Below are 20,321 nucleotides of genomic sequence, written 5' to 3'. Positions count from 1 at the left end.
TCGCCCATTTTGTCTAATAAAAATGCCCCACTCCTAACAACAAGGCACCTCGAATGCGTAACAACCAGCCAGTCTCCCAGCGTGAAGTTGAGTTAAAAGGGGATGATTTTCTTGTCTCGCGTACCGATCTTAAAGGTCGAATTACGTATGCCAATCCAGCCTTTATCCAGATTAGCGGTTTCCGTCATGACGAACTGATTGGCGCACCGCACAACATGATCCGTCACCCTGATATGCCGCCGGCAGCGTTTGCAAATTTATGGCAAACCGTTCAGACCGGTGAAACGTGGCGAGGACTGGTAAAAAACCGCTGTAAAAACGGTGATCACTACTGGGTGGACGCTAGCGTGACACCGGTTGTGGAAAACGATCAGGTGGTTGGATATGCATCGGTCAGGGTACAGGCCTCTCGCGAGGCAATTGCTCAAGCTGAGCGGGTATACACGGATATCCGAGAAGGGCGCCATAAGCGCATCTACTTAGATAAAGGCCGTATTCGCCAGAAAGGGCTGATCCAGCGCCTTAAGAAGGCTCGACTAGACACTATACGCGCTAAGTTGGTGGGTATGATCGTCGTGGCGGGCACTCTGCTGTTACTGAGTGGTGGGCTTGGGCTTTATGGGTTAAACGCAGCCGGAGAGCGCTTAGAACGGCTCAATAACGATGGCTTGCGTGACGTTATACGCCTGCAGCACATCGATCAGACCATTGCCCATACGCGGCAGTCGATGATTGAGCCGGAAAGAATGGAGCTTATCAGTCAGCGTTTTGAGACTGGTGAAGCTGTGGCTGAGCGCGCTGCAGAGGTTGCTGCTGTCTGGCAGGAGTATTACCAGCGGGATGTTAACGTAAGTGAGCTTGCGAATACGTTTGACCAACAGCTCCAGGCATTTTTAACCAATGGCATGCGCCAAGCAGCGAGCGTGCTGCAGGCGGAAGAAACATATCAGGCCTTTACCGGCTTGGATGCGGTGATCCGTGTGATGAATACCGATGGGCGAGAGTTATCGGGCATGGTCAACCAGCTGATAGCGCAAAAACAAGCTACTGCAGAAGCCATGGCGGTAGAGGCAGAACAGGGGCAGGCAGTGATGTTAACCGCCCAAGCGGGCGTGTTGGGCGTTGGGTTAATGATGCTCATACTGATAGGCGTGCTTACGCTACGTTCGATTGTTAGGCCGTTAAAAAGTGCCTCACGTTTTACGCTGCAAATAGCAGGCGGCAACTTGGCTGCCCCCGTGCCGGCGCGGCGTCGCGATGAAATTGGCTCGCTCATAGACTCACTAAACACCATGCGTAAAAGTTTGAGCAGCATTATTGGTGAAGTAAAAAGTGGGATTGAGGTGGTGTCACCGGCGGCGCAAGGCATCGCCAGTGGTAACGAAGAGCTGTCATCTCGTACCGAACAACAGGCGGCTTCGTTGCAGCAAACAGCTGCCAGCATGGAAGAAATGACCACTACCGTGCGTCAAAATAGCGATAACGCTCAAGAAGCCCGCAGATTGGCCGATAACAATGCTACACGCGTAACCCAAACGGGCGCGCTGATGACACAGTTGGTCGATAACATGCAGCGTATTACCCAAAGCTCGCGGGAAATGACCGCCATTATTAATGTTATTGACTCCATTGCGTTTCAAACCAATATCTTGGCGCTTAACGCTTCGGTGGAGGCGGCAAGGGCGGGGGAGCATGGCCGAGGGTTTGCGGTAGTGGCGGAAGAAGTGCGCAATCTTGCCGGCCGCAGTGCTGGCGCTGCCCAGGAGATCCGGGCATTGATTGATGGTTCCAACCAAGAAATTAGCGCTGGTGCCGGGTTAGTCGAAAAAGCGGAAGCAGCCATCAGTGACGTTGCTGAAGCGGCGCGCAGTGTGACACAGATTATGTACGAGATTTCCTCTGCCTCGGAAGAGCAAAGCAGTGGAATTGCAGAAGTTAATCAGGCTGTTGCAGAGATGGACCAAGCAACACAGCAAAATGCGGTGCGCGTACAGGAAACTGCGCGTGCAGCCGCCGCGTTAGAGCACCAGGCAGGCTTACTGGCATTATCGGTTGAGGCGTTTCGGCTTAACCAAGGACAGTCGCAACCCTTAGCTGCCGCCATTGGAGCGCCTATTGCACCTAAACTCGCCGCGAAGACCGGTAGTACGAAGGCTGATAGTACGAAAACTGGTAGTACATCGCCGCTGCCGCCAGTGACTCGGCAAACGGCTTCTGTAGAGGAGTGGGGAGAGTTTTGAGCGTACGCGAGCGAGGAATTGATGCCGGTCAGTGGACGTCTAACGGTCAAATCGAACGTGATTTACTGCTGACGGATGCCGATTTTTCACGTATCAGAGAGTTGATCTACCAACGTGCGGGGATCGTGCTGGCTGAGCATAAGCGTGAAATGGTCTACAGCCGTTTGGCAAAGCGGCTGCGCCACCACGGTATAACACGTTTTACTGATTACCTTTCGCGTTTAGAGCGGCAACCTGATGCTAAAGAGTGGGAGGCATTTACTAACGCGCTCACGACGAACCTAACGGCGTTTTTTCGTGAGGCCCACCACTTTCCGCTGTTGGCTGAGCATATCAAGCATAAGCAGGAGCCGGTGACTATTTGGTGCTCTGCTGCATCTACTGGAGAGGAGCCCTATTCGCTAGCCATGACATTGCTGGAAACGTTGGGGCCTAAAGCCGCACAAGCCAAAATCATTGCCACGGATATTGATACCGACGCATTGAGCAAAGCGCGCCTGGGAATTTATCCCCAGGAACAAGTGCGCAAACTGGATGATACTCGGGTAAAGCGATTCTTCCAGAAAGGCACCGGTAATCACATTGGCTTGGCACGCATACGCCCTGAAGTATCTGCACTGGTGGAGTTTTTGCCGCTTAACTTGTTGGCCCCTCAGTGGCCGATTAAGGGATCATTTGATGCCATTTTTTGCCGCAATATAATGATTTATTTCGATAAAGATACTCAGGCAAAAATTCTCAAACGGTTTGCGCCCCTCATGAAGCCTGATGGTCTGCTATTTGCGGGACACTCTGAGAACTTCTCCTATATCAGCGATGCGTTTAAGTTGCGCGGGCAGACGGTCTATACCCTCGCCAAACAATAAACCTTTTTACGTGTGTTTGGCTCCGCTGGCTGGCCTATTCCGAGCGGAAGCACAACAACACACTTGGTAGCTACCGTAAGAGGAGGCGTGCTTTGAGCGCAGCCAAGATCAAAGTGTTATGTGTCGATGACTCGGCGCTGATTCGTGACCTGTTGACCGAAATCATCAACTCACAGCCAGATATGGAAGTGGTTGCCGTTGCCCCTGACCCTATTGCGGCCAGAGATTTAATTAAGCAGCATAATCCCGATGTGTTAACGCTGGATGTGGAAATGCCGCGCATGGACGGGCTGGATTTTCTTGAGCGTCTAATGCGTCTGCGGCCGATGCCAGTATTGATGGTGTCATCATTAACTCAAAGCGGCTCAGAAATAACCCTACGTGCACTCGAGCTGGGCGCTTTAGACTTCGTGGCCAAGCCCAGCCTAGGCATTCGTAATGGGATGATGGAGTACGCCGATGAAATCGCTGAAAAGCTACGTGCTGCAGCGCGTTCGCGGCCCCGCCAAGCTCGCCATAAAAATGCGCCACCTCCCTCTCAATTAAAAGCGCCTTTAGTCACCAGCGAGAAGCTCATCATCATTGGTGCGTCCACCGGTGGTACCGAAGCGATTCGCGCGGTATTAGAGCCGTTACCTGCCAACGCGCCAGCGATTTTGATTACTCAGCACATGCCAGGGGGCTTCACCCGTTCGTTTGCTGAGCGGTTGGATAGGCTATGTCGAATTACTGTTAAAGAGGCCACCGATGGTGAGCGGGTGCTACCGGGGCATGCCTATATCGCGCCGGGAGATCATCACCTTGAATTAGTTCGTAGCGGTGCCAACTACGTCGCGCGCTTAAATGATGGCCCGCCCGTTAACCGCCACCGCCCATCTGTAGATGTACTGTTTCACTCTGCTTCCAAGCATGCGGGTAAAAATTCGATTGGCGTGATTTTAACGGGCATGGGCAAAGATGGCGCTGCAGGGCTACTGGAAATGCGCCAAGCCGGAGCGCCTACCATCGCACAAAATGAAGAGAGCTGTGTGGTCTTTGGCATGCCCAGAGAAGCTATCGCTGTTGGGGGAGCTGTTGAGGTCGTCGCATTGGACGACATCCCAACCCGACTGATGGCGCTGGTTGCTGCTTCTGGTCGTGCTCAACGGGTATAACAACTCGCAACGATAATAAAGGGAATAGACATGGCTCGCTTGTTTCGCAGCTTAAGTATCCATGCGGCTGTCATCGCCGCGCTTATTAGTTTTGTCGCGTTAATCTTGGTACTGGCGGGTATTAGCTTTGTGGCGGACCGCAATGCTCAGCACAACCTGGCCACGCTGGACCGTATCAGCAGCGAGCAGCTAAATGAAATTAATCGCGCGGACTCGCTACTTAACCAAGCGATGTTGGCGATGGAAACGGCATCAAACTTTTTGATGGTGGGGCAAACACGCCAAACCAACGAACAAATAGCCATTGCCGCTGATCGCATTGAGCGTGCGGAGCAGCGCTTTGCAAGCTTCGTGGCTGCGCCTCGAAGTACGCCCCAGGGGAAAGCGCTTGGCAATGTTTTGATCGAAGACTTTCAAGACGTACTAGTGTTGGTGAAACAGCAGCTTGTTAGTTTCGAAACCATGGATATTACCGCGTTTAACCGGCTGCGGGAGGAGCTGGTTGAGTCGCTAGCCAACTTGGCCGAAAGCTCAACTGCCTTTGTTGACTATGCCTTTCAACTGGTGGGTGAAATCCGCAGTGAAGCTGACGCGCAAGGCGATTTCTTTACGTTAATCAACGTCCTCGCAGCTCTGTTTGCATTACTCATCACTGTGGTGATCTACGCTGGGTTACGGCGCACGCTGATAGTGCCGCTTAACGATGCGGTGCGTCGTTTGGATAAAATTGCTGATGCAGATCTAACTGAACCATTACCTGCGTCTGGCAGCAATGAAATAGGTCGGCTATTTGCAGCGATGGCGACGATGCAGCAGAACCTGACCGCGATTGTTTCAAAAGTACGTGAGGGCAGCACTGAAATTCATCATGGTACTCGAGAAATTGCTGGAGGCAATGCGGACCTATCATCGCGCACTGAGCAGCAAGCGGCATCCATTGAAGAGACCGCTGCCAGCATGGAGGAGATGACAGCCACGGTGAAGCAGAACGCAGATAATGCTCGACAGGCCAGCACCCTTGCCGCAGATGCATCAAGTACCGCTGAGAAAGGCGGGCAGGTAGTTGAGCAGGTCGTGCAAACGATGCATGGCATTTCTACCAGTTCGCAGAAAGTAGCCGATATTACCAGCGTGATTGATTCGATCGCCTTTCAAACCAACATTCTTGCGCTGAATGCTTCTGTGGAAGCGGCACGTGCCGGGGAGCAGGGGCGAGGCTTTGCCGTTGTAGCGGGTGAGGTGCGCAACCTTGCCAGCCGTAGTGCCGATGCTGCCAAAGAGATTAAAACGCTTATTGAGGCTTCGGTCACGCAGATTAAGCAAGGCTCTACCCTGGTAGAGCAAGCTGGTACCACCATGACGGATGTGGTGACCGCGGTGCGCCGAGTCACCGATATTATGGATGAGATCTCCGCTGCGTCCCAAGAGCAGAGTGATGGTATCGAGCAGGTTAGCCAAGCGGTTGGCCAGATGGATCAGGTGACCCAGCAAAACGCTGCGCTTGTGCAGCAAGCCTCAGCCGCTGCTGCCTCGCTGGAAGAGCAGGCGAGTCGTTTAGAAGAAGCTGTCGCCGTCTTTGAACTGCTAGGTATCCAAACGTCACAGCATGCATTGCCACGTTCTGCATCCGCCGTGGCAACCGCCGCCATGCCGTTCGCTCCGGTAGTGCCTGCTTCACGTGCAATTGCCCCGCGTAGCACTACCCAACAAAGCCACCACGATGAGTGGGAAGCGTTTTAACAATTGATAACCTTGACTGATTTTCCAGTCACCCTAAACCATGTATGTGATGAGAGGATGACCAATGGCCGATAAGAGTATGAGTTTCCTAGTGGTAGACGATTTCCCCACGATGCGTCGGATTGTCCGCAGTTTGTTAAAAGAGCTGGGCTTTACCAATGTTGATGAAGCGGAAGATGGTCAGGATGCGTTGAATAAGCTGCGAGCGGGTAACTTTGAGTTTGTCGTTTCCGATTGGAATATGCCCAATATGGATGGCCTGGAGATGCTCAAAGAGATTCGCCAGGACGACGCGCTGAAAGGGTTGCCAGTATTGATGGTGACCGCAGAGGCTAAAAAAGAGAACATTATTGCGGCCGCACAAGCGGGCGCTAACGGCTATGTTGTTAAGCCGTTCACTGCCGCTACCCTTGAAGAAAAGCTGAATAAAATCTTCGACAAGATGGGTAAATAAAGCGGCTGAGCCACTGCGCTCGGTTAGCGAGGAGACAACGCAATGAGTCAGAATGAGCAGGCAAATGCTGCCCAACTGTCTGAAGAAGCCGCTGAAGACCTTATCCATCGCATCGGTAAACTTACCCGGATGTTGCGTGACAACATGCGAGAGTTGGGTCTAGATAAAGAGATTGAAAAGGCAGCAGAAGCGATTCCTGATGCTCGGGACCGTCTACATTACGTCGCAACGATGACGGAGCAGGCCGCCGATCGTGCGCTAAACGCCATCGACCGTGCGCAGCCGTTGCAGGATCAACTGTCTGAGCGTGCTGAAGCGCTGGATAAGCGTTGGGAAGAGTGGTTCGAGGCGCCCAAGGAACTCGATGATGCCAAGGCGCTAGTTAAAGAGACCCGCACCTATCTAAGTGATGTGCCCACCATTACCGCTGCTACCAATAAAGAGCTGCTGGATATTATGATGGCGCAGGACTTTCAGGACCTGACCGGCCAAGTTATTAAAAAAATGATGGATGTGATCCGTGAGATCGAACATCAGCTCGTGCAGGTGCTAATTGATAATGTGCCGGGGGCACAGGCGCGGGAAACGATGCAGCGCAAGGCTGAAGATCAATGGAAGAACGAAAATACGCGGCGTAACGAAGAGCTGCTGAATGGTCCTCAAGTAAAGGAAAATGCACCGGATATCGTCACGGGGCAGGATCAGGTCGATGACTTATTGGATGAATTAGGCTTTTAATGCGTTGTTATTAAGACATTGTAACAAGCCAAGTCTGGCACTATAGGCTTTTTGCTCAGCCGCCCTCTAGGGCGGCTGACTTTATGGTGAGCCGTTCACACTTGGCCGGATAGCAGCATGGCAGATAACGACAGCGACCAGGAAAAAACCGAAGAGGCCACGCCCAGGCGCAAAGACAAAGCGCGTGAAGAGGGCCAGGTTCCCCGGTCACGAGAGCTGACAACCTTTATGCTGCTACTGGGGGGCGTGATAGGGCTGTGGAGCATGGGCCAAATGCTCTACGACCAGTTGGGAATGGTGATGGAGCAGGCGTTTTTGTTTGAACGCCGCCAGGTGATGGAAAGCACTCCGATGCTGGTTAATGCATTGGACCTTGGCCAGCGCACGCTGTTTGCGATGATACCGCTGTTTTTATTGCTAGCCATTGTGGCGCTAGTAGCGCCAGCACTACTGGGAGGGTGGTTAGTATCGGCAAAATCGATGCGACCCAAGCTCTCAAAGCTTAACCCTATCAAAGGGGTAAAGCGCATATTCTCGACCCAAGCACTTATCGAGCTGGCGAAAGCGATTGCCAAATCGGTGTTGGTAGGCAGCGTCGCAGCAACATTTTTGTACGCTAATATCGGGCGGTTTTTGGGGCTGATGGATCAGCCAATTCAGCAAGCGTTGGTCAGCGCGCTGAATATGGCCGCCTTAGCCGCTGGGTTAATTGTGTTATCGCTGATCGTGGTCATCCTCATCGATGTGCCTTTCCAGCTATGGAGCAATGCCAAAAAGCTTCGTATGAGTAAGGAAGAAGTTAAGCGAGAGCATAAAGAGTCGGAAGGCGACCCCCATGTCAAAGGCCGTATTCGCCAGCAGCAGCAGGCGATGGCGCGGGGCCGTATGATGAGCAAAGTACCTGATGCTGATGTGATTATTACCAACCCAACCCATTATGCGGTTGCACTAATGTACCAGGAAGGCAGTATGGGAGCGCCACGTCTGGTCGCTAAAGGAGCTGATGCGGTGGCTATGCGTATCCGTGAAATCGGCTCAGAAGCAGGTGTGCCGAGACTGGAAGCCGCACCATTGGCCCGCGCTTTGTATCATCACGTAGATTTAGAAGCCGAAGTGCCAGCGGAGCTGTACACCGCAGTGGCGGAGGTGATGGCCTGGGCGTATCGCCTGAAGCATGTTGCACAACAAGGAGGCGAGGTGCCCCCCACCCCTGATAATTTGCCGGTTCCTCCGGAAATGGATAGTCCCGGTCGTAACACCGTTGGCAGTGAGGCGCAATCATGAAAGGCTTAGGCCAACTGATCAACCAGCGCGACTGGATGGGCGATGTGCGCATGAAGCTACTGGCTGGCCCGCTGCTCATCCTGATGATCCTGGGCATGATGATTCTGCCCTTACCACCCTTTGCCCTGGATCTGCTCTTCACCTTCAACATTGCACTGGCCATTATGGTGCTCTTGGTCAGTATGTTTGCGCAAAAGCCGTTGGACTTTGCGGCATTCCCTGCTGTCCTGCTGTTCACGACGCTGTTGCGCTTGTCGCTCAATGTTGCCTCTACGCGAGTGGTGCTTATGGAAGGGCATCAAGGAGGCGATGCAGCAGGTAAGGTCATTGAAGCTTTTGGCACCTTCCTCGTGGGCGGTAATTTTGCCGTTGGCCTCGTGGTCTTCCTTATTTTGGTCATTATTAACTTCATGGTTATTACCAAGGGGGCCGGGCGTATTGCCGAAGTAGGCGCACGCTTTATGCTTGACGCCATGCCTGGTAAGCAGATGGCCATTGATGCGGATTTGAATGCCGGATTAATCGGTGAAGAGGATGCTAAAAAGCGCCGTGCTGAAGTAGCACAAGAGGCCGATTTTTACGGCTCAATGGATGGTGCCAGCAAGTTTGTGCGCGGTGATGCCATGGCTGGTTTGGTTATCATGGTGGTTAATATTATTGGCGGTCTATTGATTGGCATGATGCAGCATGGCATGGACTTTGGCGATGCTGCACGTACCTATACGTTGCTAACCATTGGCGATGGGCTAGTGGCTCAGATACCTGCGCTGGTAATTTCAACAGCGGCGGGTGTAACGGTGTCGCGGGTAAATACCGATCAGGACGTTGGTCAACAAATGATCAGCCAACTGTTTGTTAATCCCCAGGTCATGATTCTTGCTGCCATCGTCATGGGGTTACTAGGCATGGTGCCTGGTATGCCAAATTTGGTTTTCCTGATTTTTACGGCACTGCTGTCAGGGTTAGCTTGGTTGTTGATTCGCCAAAAAGATCGGGCGCTGGTCAGCGAAGAAATCTCAGCGGCACCGCCGCCGGTGCAGGAAACTCCCGAAGCCAGCTGGGAGGATGTCCAGCTAGTAGACACCTTAGGCCTGGAAGTTGGCCACCGCTTAATCCCATTAGTGGACTCGCGCCAGAAGGGCGAACTATTGGGACGTATTAAAAGCGTGCGTAAAAAGTTTGCCCAAGAGGTGGGCTTTCTGCCCCCGGTTGTGCATATTCGCGACAATCTTGAGCTGACACCTAATACTTATGTGCTCTCAATGAAGGGCGCAGAGATTGGGCGCGCCGAAGCGCAACCTGGCAAGTGGCTGGCTATTGATCCAGGGCAGGTATCCGGCGAGCTGCAAGGCACCCCTACCCAAGACCCTGCATTTGGCTTGCCTGCCGTGTGGATTGATGCCAATCAGCGTGAGCACGCCCAGGTATATGGCTACACAGTGGTGGATGCGAGCACGGTGATCGCCACACACCTGAACCACCTGCTACACCGCCACTCGCCTGAGATGCTTGGCCGTCAAGAGGTTCAAAAACTACTTGATAAGCTCGGCGACGAGCAAAAGTCGCTGGTAGAAGAGGTGGTACCTAAGGCTATTTCCTTAACAGTGCTGCAACGTATCCTGCAGAACTTGTTGGATGAGGATGTCTCTATTCGTGACTTGCGCACGGTACTGGATACGCTGGCAGAGTACGCAGGGCAGCAAAAAGACCCCAACGAGCTCACCGCACTGGTGCGCATTGCATTGGGTCGTGCAATTACTCAGCAGTGGTTTGCAGGCCAGGACACATTAAATGTGATGGGGCTGGATGCTCAGCTAGAGCAAGTGCTTATGCAGGCGATGAATGGCAATGGTGCGATGGAGCCTGGCTTGGCAGATACCCTGATGAATCAGGCCCAGCAAGCCCTAGAGCGTCACGAAGCCAGCGGGGAGCCTCCTGTGTTAGTGGTGCAGCATTCGCTACGAGCCGTGCTGTCGCGCTTCCTGCGTCGCCGTATGCGACATATGGTGGTGATGTCCCAGGCAGAAGTGCCTGATGACCGAACACTGCGAGTGACAACGGTGGTTGGTGGGCGGTAATCGGCGTCAATAGGTATGAGTGCCGATTAAGCAGTGTCAGCCATTTAAGCAGAGGCAAAAGGTAAAGCATGAGTGTTAGACGTTTTGTCGGAGCAAATAGCCGTGATGTGATGCGCCAAGTGCGCGAGGTGCTGGGCGATGATGCCTTGATCCTTGCTAACCGGCGTACCGAGGGCGGTGTTGAGATTCTGGCGATGGCGGATGAAGCGGTCGATCATTTTGATCCATCTCCTGCGCCAGCGCCGCCTTCTGAGCCTAATTCTACGTTCTCACTACCTGCATCCGACCCGCTGCAAGCCATGAGTGAGCGGTTGCTGCGTGAGATGCAGGATATGCGTGAACTGTTGACTCGTCGCCAGCCAGCCCTGACGGCTGAGCCTGTCGTGGCGGCCGATACGCTCACTCAACTGCGCCACTTGCTAGCACGGGTCGGTTTTAGTAATGAGCTAAGTAGTGAGGTGTTGTCAGGGCTGCCTGACTCACTTATCTCCATAAGCGCCGACAGCGATCAGCCACTTTTATGGCTGCGCGAGCAGCTTATGGCCCGCCTGCCGGTGTTAAAGCAAGAAGCGGACTTTTTTGATCAAACGGGTATTGTCGCGCTTGTTGGCCCAACGGGTGTTGGCAAAACGACCACTACAGCAAAACTTGCTGCGCGTTTTGTTATGCGCCACGGCACACGGCCGGTGGCGCTAGTGACCACCGACAGCTTTCGTATCGGTGCCCATGAACAGTTACGTATCTATGCCCGGCTGCTTGATATCCCTATGTATGCCCTGGATGCTGAGCAGCCAATTGATGACCTACTAGGACGTTTGCAGGGCAAGCAGTGGGTGATGATCGATACCGTTGGCATGAGCCAGCGTGACCAGCGTGTCATTGAACAAATAGCTCACCTTCAGGGCGGTCAGTCGACGGTGCGCTTAGTGCTGCTATTAAATGCTGCCAGTCAGCCCGAAACACTTGAAGAAGTAGTGCTGCGTTACCGGCAAGCAGCCCGTGCAGCGGGCGCTGAACTAGATGACTGCATTATTACCAAGCAGGATGAAGCTGGGCGTCTGGCACCAGTGCTGGATATCGTGATGCGTCATGGCATGCGCGTGCTATTTTGTGCCCATGGGCAACAGGTGCCTGAAGATATGGCGATGGCTAATCCAGGGACTCTTATAGATCAGGCGCTTGGCAGCCAGTCTACCATGGCTACTGAACCCACTGCGGCGCCGGTAAGTCTGCCCCGCTGGTCACGGGATGTGCTGGGCCAAGGGCGTCGCCTCTCATCGGTGCTGAGCCGACTGCGCCAACGCGTAGTCGGCTTCGCCAGCCTAGAAGCTGTATGGGATATCGCTGCTCTGCCAAGCGTGGTCCAGGATGGTCGTCTTGAGCGCTTACTGGTTGAGCCCATTAAGGCAGGAAGCATCTTGGGAATGGCGTGGTCTCCTCGTCGCAATGAGCGTGGCTGTGACTGGTCAATGCCGGATATTGGACTGGATGCTAACGGAGCTTGGTCAGCATTGCCCTACCTCCAGCATCGCCAACCGGCCGGTTGGCAGCCGCGTGTGTCTACACAAAGTGACGTACTGGGGGTTGCGGTTCACCTGCTACCCGTTTTGCCAGATCCCGACGCGTTGACATGGCTAGAAGCCCAACACATGACCTGGGTCAGTGTAGTGCCTGGTAGTCAGAGGGTATACTCCCAGGGCGAGCGTTATGCCCAGCGCCAGCTGTTTATTGATAGTACGTTAACGCATTGCATGAGTGTGCGTTTTCGCGGTCAACCCATGCAGCTTTGGAGCGCCTACGCAGAGGTTAATGATGCCTCAGGTAACGCGCTATTGGCGTGGTATGGTGAGATTCGTGACCCAGAAAGTGCTAAACGCGTTGCCCGCCGTTATTGGTTAACACCCGCTAGGTTAGGTGCTGAAGCGGTTACCTTGCTGGTTACCCAACTGCAAAGTGAAGGCTTGGTAGCACTGTCTAAGCGCGCATGGCAGCAACTCAAGCAGGCCGACAGTGGCGATGTTAGTACCGAAATACGCTTGCTCATGGCTAGCGGCGCTGCCGCCGTGGCGGGGCATCTGGACAACGCTAGCGATGATGAGGCGCTAGCACTACGTACTGATCTGATGTTGCTGCTGGGTTCCCAGCGCAAACGGCGTGATACCGCCCTGCTTGATGGGTTGGTGCATGCTCTGATGGCCCGCGATGCCATCCGCCAGTTAGGTAGTGTTAGCCGTGAAGGATTGTTTGTATGAGCGGCCAGGATCAAGCGGCGGGGCTGCGTAAATGGGCAGATTTACAGCGCCAGCAACGCGAATCAGCATCACAAAGCGTATCGCCCACGGAGCTTGTGACTGACGACGTCGCTACAGCTGCAGGCGACTCCACTTTAGTGGCTAGGAACTCTTCCGATGCCGTGGACGTAGCTGTAGCACCAGCCAGGGTGGCCCCCAAAAAGGTTATCCAATCACTGGTGGTGGTGGGTTTACCAGCCCATCAGCATCAGGTTGGTAACGTAAAAGGACGCTTAAGCCAATGGTCTGCTTTAGGGCGCCAGTGGGCTGGCGAGCCGGACGATTGGGATATACACCTTGTTGATTCTGCAACAGCAAACCTACCGTTGCTGGCCTCGCGCTATCCGCGCTGGGCATTGTGGGTCAGTAGTGATGCAGATGCTTTTATGTATATGTACCGGGTATTGCGGCAAGTACATGATAATAATGGCCCAAAGCGCTTGCTGGCGCTGCATGAGCCGCACTTGCCCCGCCAAGGGTTACTCGATAACTTGCGCGAAGCGGCTGCAGCTTATTTAGATACAGAGCTGTTGTTGCTGGCTCGTTAAGCTAGCAACAGCGTAAATAATGAGAGCATTAGCATGCTGTTTTCTCCAGGAGTTAACCAAAGGCTACGTCAGCCCAGCTTTGTCGTTAGCGGATGTAGCGTTAATTGAACGCTATCGACCTACTCTCATTGGAGCACTAATGCAGCGACTAAAGGTACGATGTCGGCGCAGCTGGGTGATAGTTGCGGTGTGTATAGCTGCTATGGGGGGGAGTGGTGTGCAGGCGGCGCCTGGCAGTTGGAGTACTCAAGTGCCTAGTGTATTGGTCGCCATGAGCGACCGGATGAGTAGCAGTCGTCCTATTGAGCCACCCGCGACAGCGCATGTTGAAAACGCTGTTATTAACCGTATTCAATGGCGTTTTGAGTCGCCGGCGACTGCTTCAATCAACGCTTGGTTATGCCACCCTGAGCAGTGTGTAGAGCTCAACAGTATGCGAGGCACGACCACCGCACTGGCCGGTAAACACGCTGACGTACCGCTGTTTTTTCGTTTTGCATTAACGCCTGGCCAGCGGCCGGTGCGGGTGCAGGGGTTGCAAGTGATCGTGAACTACCAGTGAAGAGCGTAAGCTGCGAGGCACGAGAATGTATACAGCACAAGGTAGGATCAAACAGAGCGAGCTGCTAACTCAGTATATGCCACTGGTGAGACGTCAGGCCTTGACGCTGCAAGTAAGGTTGCCGGCGAGTATTGAGCTTGACGATCTTATTCAGGCGGGCATGGTGGGGCTATTAGAAGCCCTTAGTCGCTTCGATGCTGCTCAAGGAGCGACATTTGCCACCTTTGCAAGCCAGCGCATACGCGGTGCCATGATGGATGAGTTACGCACGCGCGACTGGTTGCCGCGCAGTGTTCGCCGCTCAGCAAGGGCGATGGATGGTGCCGTGCGTCGCTTGGAGCAGCAGTTGGGCCGTGCGCCGGAAGAGAACGAAATTGCCCGTGAGCTTGGAGTGCCGCTCAGCGAGTATCAGCAGTTACTCAACGATACCAACAGTGGTCAACTACTGCCATTTGAAGAATTGGGGACTGATAGTGGTGAATCCACCAATGGTGGAGCAAGCAATGTGCCGTTCGACCAATTGCTGGATTCGCAGCAGCGCCAGACGCTAATTGATGCGATAGAGGCACTGCCGGAGCGTGAAAAACTTTTAATGGCGCTGTATTACCAAGAAGAAATGAACTTAAAAGAAGTAGGTGTCGTACTGGGAGTTACCGAGTCCCGCGTATCGCAGTTGCACAGCCAAGCAGTGAGTCGCTTACGCGCCCGTTTGCATGATGCTGATTAATGTTTCACCAGAACATTTAAACCCGGCGAGGAGCCGTTGATGAACCCATCTACGCTGATTGGTATATTTGCCAGCATACTGTTGCTGGCAAGCGTACTGTTTTTTACCGCAGAGTCCCCGGAAAGCTTTATCAACCTCCCTGGCTTAGCGATTGTCATCACCGGCACTTTGGCAGCTACGTTTATCAGCTACCCGTTGAAAGAAGTGCTGCGGGTAGTGCGCTTGGTAGGCTTAGTGTTTAGGCGCGAAAATACCTATGTACGCGATGATATTAATGAGCTCGTGTCGATGTCCCGGCTATGGTTTAAAGGGGATGTTCGAGCGGTGGAAAAAGAGCTTGAACACACTCGTAATCCTTTTTTACGTACTGGTATTCAGCTGGTTATTGCCAATACCAAAGAGGATGAAATTTTCGACATGCTGCGCTGGCGCATTGCTCGGTTAAAGGCGCGAGAGCATGCCGAGGCACAAATTTTCCGCACTATGGCAACCTACGCCCCTGCATTTGGCATGATTGGTACATTGGTTGGTCTCGTTAATATGCTTGAGGTGATGGATGCAGGTGACCTGGATGTAATAGGTCCACGTATGGCTGTTGCACTACTCACCACGTTTTACGGCATCTTGCTTGCCAACCTTGTGTTTAAGCCGATTGCGGTGAAGTTAGAGCGTCGTACAGAAGAACGCTTGATCACCATGAATATGGTGCTGGAGGGTATTTCTCTAATCACTAAGCGTCGCCTGCCGTCATTTATCGAAGAGACACTGAACTCTTTTGTTGCCAACTATCACGATGAAATACGCGACGCCAGCGTAAAACCACGGCCAACGCCTGCTCCTGCGGCAAAAGGGTAGCAGCATGCTGGATAGTAAATCTCGGCACGCGTTGGAGATGCCGCCTGCAGCTGGCGAGGGGGACGAAAGCTGGTTAACGAGCTACTTAGACGTTTTGACGCTGTTGATTACGCTCTTTGTACTGTTGCTCGCGTTAACGCCGCCGGGAGAGGGTGAGGCCTCTGACCGTGATAAAATGCGCCCGGCCAGTGCCATAGCCTCGCTTCCCTTGGCAAGCCTGGCCACCGGTATTTATCCTCGCCATCAGGGGCTTCAGCCGCAGATGGCGGGGCTAAATATCCCCGGGGTTAGTGTCTCCCAGGGGCAGGAGGGCATCACGCTACGCATTGATGATAGTCTTTTATTTCCTAGTGGGGATGCAGTGTTAACGCCCCAAGGGAAAGACGTGCTGGAGAATCTGATTACGGCGTTTGAGGCTTTTGATGGTCAGGTTTCTGTAGAGGGGCATACGGATAATGTTCCCATTTCTACCTCCCGGTTCCCATCGAACTGGGAACTCTCAGCGAGCCGGGCTATTGCGGTTGTGCGCCACCTTGAACACCAGGGAATTGATGTTTCACGCATGCGGGCGGTCGGATATGCCGATACCCAACCCATGGAAAGTAACGCGACTACGAAAGGCCGAGCGGCCAATCGACGCGTTGAGCTGTTGCTGAAGCAACAGGTCGAGGGGTGAATAGTTTTTTCGAGGCTATTATTGTGTCGAAGCATCACCCTTTACTGCAGTCATTTGGAGCCTTGCTGGTACTGGATGCTGATAGCCGTCGTATACAGGCTGTAAGTAGCAACCTTGCTGCACTTATCGGCATCAGTGTTAGCGAAGGGCATGACCAGACGGTATCAGGCGTACTGGGTAGGCGCTTAAGCCAGCGAATGCGCCGGGAACTACAAGGCCAGCAGCGGCTAGCAGGGCCACTTACCTTTACTCGTCCCGCTAACTCCACTCGCCTTCAGCTCTATGCCTACCGAACAGGCATGCATGTCGTGGTTGAAATTGAGCCACTCAACTCGCTAGGCAAGCGGCGTTTACTGGGTACTGTAAACGAGCGGCTGATTCGGCTTGCCGAATCGAGCAATCAAGAAGAGCTGCTCGACTGCTTAGTGAGAGCGGTTCAAGAGTTAACCGCCCACGATCGTGTTTCAATCTGTCACTTTGACAGCGACTGGAACGGACTGATTGTTGCAGAAGCATGTACTGGACGCTTACCGCCACTGCTTGGACAGCGTTTTCCTGCCAATGATTTTCCCGTGACCTTGCGCTGTGCCTACGAGCGTCACCCGGTGCGTTTGATCCAAGATGTCGCTGCTCCCAGTGAGCATTTAGTCCCCAGCGGCTACCCCGTTGAGCTTAATGATAGTTTCCTGAGAGCGCCGGCCCCAGAGCGTCAATATTATCTTCGGCGGCTTGGTGTGCGTGGTGCATTTAGTGTTGCTATTCATGGTGATACGGCGCTTTGGGGACTGCTATTTTGTCATTCGGCGCTGCCACACCCTGTGGCGCCACCGGTGCGTGATGCCGTGCGCACGTTAGTTCAGATGGCTACTCAACGGTTATTGCTGCTACGGGCGCGACAAGAGGCGCGCTATCTGCAGCGTGTACAGGATAGCCTGGTGCTTTCGGCTAACTCCCAGTTGGAACCGCAAAGCCCTCATCAGCTGCTACTTGAGCAGGCGGATACTTGGATGACTCTGTTTCGGGCCCATGGTGTGACGCTATGGGCTAATGGAAGCATCTTTCAAGCTGGTAATACGCCAACCCCCGAGGCAATTAGCCAATTTGTCGTGCGCTTAAAAAAAGCCCATGTGCATAGCGGGCCATGGTGTACCCGGGATGTTGAAAATGAGCCGCTGACCTCATCTCTGGCCATGCCTGGGCAGTGCGGTGCACTTGCTGTCCCACTGTTAATGAGTACTAGCCAGCGGGGGTGGCTACTGTTTTTTCGCCCTGAGCAGGTCGAAACCTTTTACTGGGCCATGCAGCCCAAGATGGCCCCTCAAGCGCCCTTGATGACTTTGCCTTCAGCAGCGTGGCATGAAGAGGTGGTGGGTAAAAGCGAAGCATGGCAACGGGTCGAACGACTAGCGGCCATGGACTTAGGCGAGGATCTGACGCTGGCGATCTCGGCTTACGAAATTAGTAGCCTTAATATGCACCTGAAACGTGAACGAAAAGCATTAGCCGAGGCAAATAAGCGCTTAGAGCAGTTGGCTCATTTCGATCCGCTGACGCAGGTATGGAACCGTTACCGTATTGAGCAAGCTATTGATGCTGAAATAGTGGCTGCCAAACGCTATGGGGCGACTTGTGCGCTGATGCTGTTCGATGTTGATCACTTCAAGCAGATCAATGATACCCATGGGCACAGCGTCGGTGACGATGTTCTGGTATCCCTAGCGCGCTTAGTGGAAGGCTCTCTACGCGGCTGTGACCACTTGGGCCGTTGGGGCGGTGAGGAGTTTGTGGTACTGGCAACTCACTCCGATATGGAGGCTGCCGTTGTGTTGGCGGAGCGCTTGCGTGGCCTTGTTGCTACGCTGCACATTGAGGCGATAGCGCAACCGATCACCGTTAGTATTGGCGTGGCCGTATGGCGTCCAGGGGACAGCTGTAAAACGTTAGTCGCCCGGGCGGATGTTGCAATGTATCGGGCTAAGCGCAGCGGGCGTAATCGTGTTGAAGTAGCCACTAAGGAGATATTTTGAGGTATTGGAACGATAAGTGGAGATACCTCTCCCCGCGCTGGGTAGGCCTATTAGGTGGCTTCTTACTGCTCTGCATTATCATGCTGGTAGCGTTGGAGATGCGCACTTACTACCACAACCAGCAAGCGTCCGCGCAGTCGCGCACTGCAGTTAGTGCCGATGTGGTGGCGGAGTGGCTAGGTAGTGCGCTCGATAGCTCTCTCCATGCCTTGGAGAGCGTAGAAGCGCTTTACCGTCTAACCTATGAATCACACATCGATACAACCACGCTGGCTTACTATCTGGCACAGCAACGTGACCAACTACCGCTTTGGGATGAGGTTGGACTGCTCGATGCGCAAGGCAGTGTATTGGTATCAACGCTGGCGCTTCAGTGCACCCGGTTTGATGCTGGCGGGCATAGTTTTCTTTCCGCGCTAACCGGGGAAGGAGCCCCCCGTGATACCGTATCGCGCCTCTATTGGTCAGATAGAGCAGAGGGATTGCGCCTGCTACACGCGCTGAGGGTAGGCAGTAACGCGGAAGGGCCGGTGGCATTTGTCGTTGCGCGGCTGGATCCAGCCTATCTTGTACAACTGGTGACCCGCTTAACCCTGAGTGAAGGGGCTAGCTTAGCGCTGTTGGATACCACGCCTCGGGTCATAGTGCAGCGTGTCCTGGAGATTGAGGATACTTTCTCCCTGTTGGGCCGCGAGGTTAGTACCCCAGAGTTAGTAGGTTTTCTAGCAAGTGGTGAAGTAGCGGGAAGCTGGGAGCGCGCCTCGCCAGTTGATGGCACTCAGCGCCTATTTAGTGCACGTCGATTGAATGATGCCCCTTGGTTAGTTATCAGTGGTGAAGACACCACCTTTTATCTGCGCGATTGGTGGCGACGGTTTTGGATTATCCTGGTGGGGATAGTGCTGCTGGCGGCGTTGGGAGCGACAGCCTTTTATCACTACCGACGTCTCTATGCCGCAGAAAAAGGCCTACGTGAACACCGCCAGCAACTCACGCAGGAGGTTGCTGCACGAAAACAGGCACAGCAAGCAACCGAGCTGGAGGCAGCACAGCTGAAAATTGCCGCGATGGCGTTTGAAACCCATCTGGGTATGTTTATTGCGGATGCTGATAACCGCATTGTGCAGGTTAACCACACCTTCAGTGAGATTACTGGTTACGACGAAAAAGACGTAGTGGGGCATACGCCAGCCATACTGAATTCAGGTCGCCATGATGCCATGTTCTATCAACAGATGTGGCAATCCCTAAGCGACCAGGATCGCTGGCAGGGGGAAGTATGGAATCGACGTAAAAATGGTGAGGTTTACCCCCAATGGCTGACCATTAGCATTGTGCGCAACGATGACGAGGTCATTACCCATTACGTAGCTACCTTAAGTGATATTACCCAGCGCAAAGCCGCTGAACAGGAGATCCATCAGCTAGCGTTCTTTGATGCCTTAACTGGACTCCCCAACCGTCGCCTATTAATTGACCGTATTGAAACCACACTCAAAGCAGCGCAATGGGAAAGACATTACAGCGCGGTGATGTTTATTGACTTGGATAATTTTAAGACCATTAACGATAGTCTGGGGCACTATAAGGGGGATGCATTATTGGTGTCGGTCGCCAAGAGGCTCGCGGGCATTGTGCGGGGTAGCGACACCGCCGCGCGTTTGGGTGGGGACGAGTTTGTGGTCATGCTCCATGAGCTGGGGGAAGATATCGTGGTGGCGGCACAGCATGCAGAAGGGATCGCCCAAAAGCTGTTAGCGGCACTCAGAGAGCCGATGGTGATTGATGAGCACCCTCTTCAGGTATCTGGAAGTATCGGCATTACGCTGTTTGCAGGGCAGAAGATGGGTGTGAGCGAGATTTTGCAGCAGGCGGATTTAGCCATGTATCAAGCCAAAGCAGCCGGACGGAATGCGCTGCGCTTTTTTGATCCTTCCATGCAGGCTGCGGTGATGGAGCGTGCCCAGCTGGAAGCTGACTTAAGGCATGCGATTGATCGCCAACAACTCTCGCTATACTACCAAACCCAGGTTGATGACCATGGTCATGTAGTCGGTGTTGAGGCGTTGGTTCGTTGGTTG

At 53.6% G+C, this 20,321-nt stretch carries 16 protein-coding genes; all 16 read left to right on the top strand.

Annotation, left to right across the window (positions count from 1 at the left end; all coding sequences use genetic code 11):
* The first annotated feature begins 53 nt into the window (after positions 1-53).
* Entirely contained in the window at positions 54-2,240 is a 2,187-nt protein-coding gene (locus tag CPA45_RS19340) for a methyl-accepting chemotaxis protein (RefSeq protein WP_096654403.1), read from the top strand.
* Positions 2,237-3,106, top strand: coding sequence for a CheR family methyltransferase (locus tag CPA45_RS19335; protein ID WP_244287660.1), 870 nt, complete (start codon positions 2,237-2,239; stop codon positions 3,104-3,106). Before CPA45_RS19340 ends, CPA45_RS19335 begins: the two co-directional genes overlap by 4 nt.
* Positions 3,107-3,198: 92 nt before the next feature.
* Positions 3,199-4,260, top strand: a complete 1,062-nt coding sequence (locus tag CPA45_RS19330) for a protein-glutamate methylesterase/protein-glutamine glutaminase (protein WP_078089788.1) — start codon at positions 3,199-3,201, stop codon at positions 4,258-4,260.
* Between the two features lie 30 nt (positions 4,261-4,290).
* On the top strand, positions 4,291-6,000 hold the full coding sequence (locus tag CPA45_RS19325) for a methyl-accepting chemotaxis protein (protein ID WP_096654401.1): 1,710 nt from the start codon (positions 4,291-4,293) through the stop codon (positions 5,998-6,000).
* A gap of 64 nt (positions 6,001-6,064) precedes the next feature.
* On the top strand, positions 6,065-6,454 hold the full coding sequence (gene cheY, locus CPA45_RS19320; RefSeq protein ID WP_096654399.1) for a chemotaxis response regulator CheY: 390 nt from the start codon (positions 6,065-6,067) through the stop codon (positions 6,452-6,454).
* Positions 6,455-6,496: 42 nt separating this feature from the next.
* Positions 6,497-7,192, top strand: a complete 696-nt coding sequence (gene cheZ, locus CPA45_RS19315) for a protein phosphatase CheZ (RefSeq protein ID WP_096654397.1) — start codon at positions 6,497-6,499, stop codon at positions 7,190-7,192.
* Between the two features lie 117 nt (positions 7,193-7,309).
* Positions 7,310-8,476 carry a flagellar biosynthesis protein FlhB gene (gene flhB / locus CPA45_RS19310; protein ID WP_096654395.1) on the top strand — a complete coding sequence of 389 codons (1,167 nt, stop codon included), beginning with the start codon at positions 7,310-7,312 and terminating at the stop codon, positions 8,474-8,476.
* Entirely contained in the window at positions 8,473-10,554 is a 2,082-nt protein-coding gene (flhA, locus tag CPA45_RS19305) for a flagellar biosynthesis protein FlhA (protein ID WP_096654393.1), read from the top strand. Before flhB ends, flhA begins: the two co-directional genes overlap by 4 nt.
* Positions 10,555-10,622: 68 nt before the next feature.
* The gene (flhF, locus tag CPA45_RS19300; RefSeq protein ID WP_096654391.1) at positions 10,623-12,806 is read left to right on the top strand and encodes a flagellar biosynthesis GTPase FlhF; all 2,184 of its coding nucleotides are present in this window, start codon (positions 10,623-10,625) and stop codon (positions 12,804-12,806) included.
* Positions 12,803-13,393, top strand: coding sequence for a hypothetical protein (locus CPA45_RS19295; protein ID WP_096654389.1), 591 nt, complete (start codon positions 12,803-12,805; stop codon positions 13,391-13,393). The genes flhF and CPA45_RS19295 overlap by 4 nt, the downstream gene beginning before the upstream one ends.
* 139 nt (positions 13,394-13,532) lie before the next feature.
* Positions 13,533-13,955, top strand: coding sequence for a flagellar protein FlhE (locus CPA45_RS19290; protein WP_096654387.1), 423 nt, complete (start codon positions 13,533-13,535; stop codon positions 13,953-13,955).
* A gap of 25 nt (positions 13,956-13,980) precedes the next feature.
* Complete coding sequence (locus CPA45_RS19285) at positions 13,981-14,682, top strand: RNA polymerase sigma factor FliA (RefSeq protein ID WP_096654385.1); 702 nt, start codon at positions 13,981-13,983, stop codon at positions 14,680-14,682.
* A gap of 39 nt (positions 14,683-14,721) precedes the next feature.
* A complete protein-coding gene (locus CPA45_RS19280) occupies positions 14,722-15,537 on the top strand; it encodes a motility protein A (protein WP_078089798.1) in 816 nt (271 codons plus the stop codon).
* A 4-nt stretch (positions 15,538-15,541) separates the two neighbouring features.
* Positions 15,542-16,213, top strand: coding sequence for an OmpA/MotB family protein (locus CPA45_RS19275; protein ID WP_096654383.1), 672 nt, complete (start codon positions 15,542-15,544; stop codon positions 16,211-16,213).
* A gap of 23 nt (positions 16,214-16,236) precedes the next feature.
* Positions 16,237-18,240 (top strand): sensor domain-containing diguanylate cyclase, encoded by a 2,004-nt coding sequence (locus CPA45_RS19270; RefSeq protein ID WP_096654475.1) that lies wholly within the window; start codon positions 16,237-16,239, stop codon positions 18,238-18,240.
* On the top strand, positions 18,237-20,321 hold a 2,085-nt coding region (locus CPA45_RS19265), incomplete at its 3' end, for a bifunctional diguanylate cyclase/phosphodiesterase (protein WP_096654381.1). The genes CPA45_RS19270 and CPA45_RS19265, both read left to right, overlap by 4 nt.

Origin of the sequence: Vreelandella nigrificans, assembly GCF_002374315.1 — a bacterium.
Classification (GTDB): Bacteria; Pseudomonadota; Gammaproteobacteria; order Pseudomonadales; family Halomonadaceae; genus Vreelandella; species Vreelandella nigrificans.
Note: the sequence above shows the minus strand (reverse complement) of the source record. Positions and strands in the feature narration are given on the sequence as shown.

Coding starts and splice junctions, on each gene's coding strand:
- flhF (WP_096654391.1), top strand. CDS start 10,623: ATGAGTGTTAGACGTTTTGTCGGAGCAAATAGCCGTGATGTGATGCGC.
- cheZ (WP_096654397.1), top strand. CDS start 6,497: ATGAGTCAGAATGAGCAGGCAAATGCTGCCCAACTGTCTGAAGAAGCC.
- CPA45_RS19275 (WP_096654383.1), top strand. CDS start 15,542: ATGCTGGATAGTAAATCTCGGCACGCGTTGGAGATGCCGCCTGCAGCT.
- flhA (WP_096654393.1), top strand. CDS start 8,473: ATGAAAGGCTTAGGCCAACTGATCAACCAGCGCGACTGGATGGGCGAT.
- CPA45_RS19285 (WP_096654385.1), top strand. CDS start 13,981: ATGTATACAGCACAAGGTAGGATCAAACAGAGCGAGCTGCTAACTCAG.
- flhB (WP_096654395.1), top strand. CDS start 7,310: ATGGCAGATAACGACAGCGACCAGGAAAAAACCGAAGAGGCCACGCCC.
- CPA45_RS19295 (WP_096654389.1), top strand. CDS start 12,803: ATGAGCGGCCAGGATCAAGCGGCGGGGCTGCGTAAATGGGCAGATTTA.
- CPA45_RS19340 (WP_096654403.1), top strand. CDS start 54: ATGCGTAACAACCAGCCAGTCTCCCAGCGTGAAGTTGAGTTAAAAGGG.
- CPA45_RS19290 (WP_096654387.1), top strand. CDS start 13,533: ATGCAGCGACTAAAGGTACGATGTCGGCGCAGCTGGGTGATAGTTGCG.
- CPA45_RS19325 (WP_096654401.1), top strand. CDS start 4,291: ATGGCTCGCTTGTTTCGCAGCTTAAGTATCCATGCGGCTGTCATCGCC.
- CPA45_RS19280 (WP_078089798.1), top strand. CDS start 14,722: ATGAACCCATCTACGCTGATTGGTATATTTGCCAGCATACTGTTGCTG.
- cheY (WP_096654399.1), top strand. CDS start 6,065: ATGGCCGATAAGAGTATGAGTTTCCTAGTGGTAGACGATTTCCCCACG.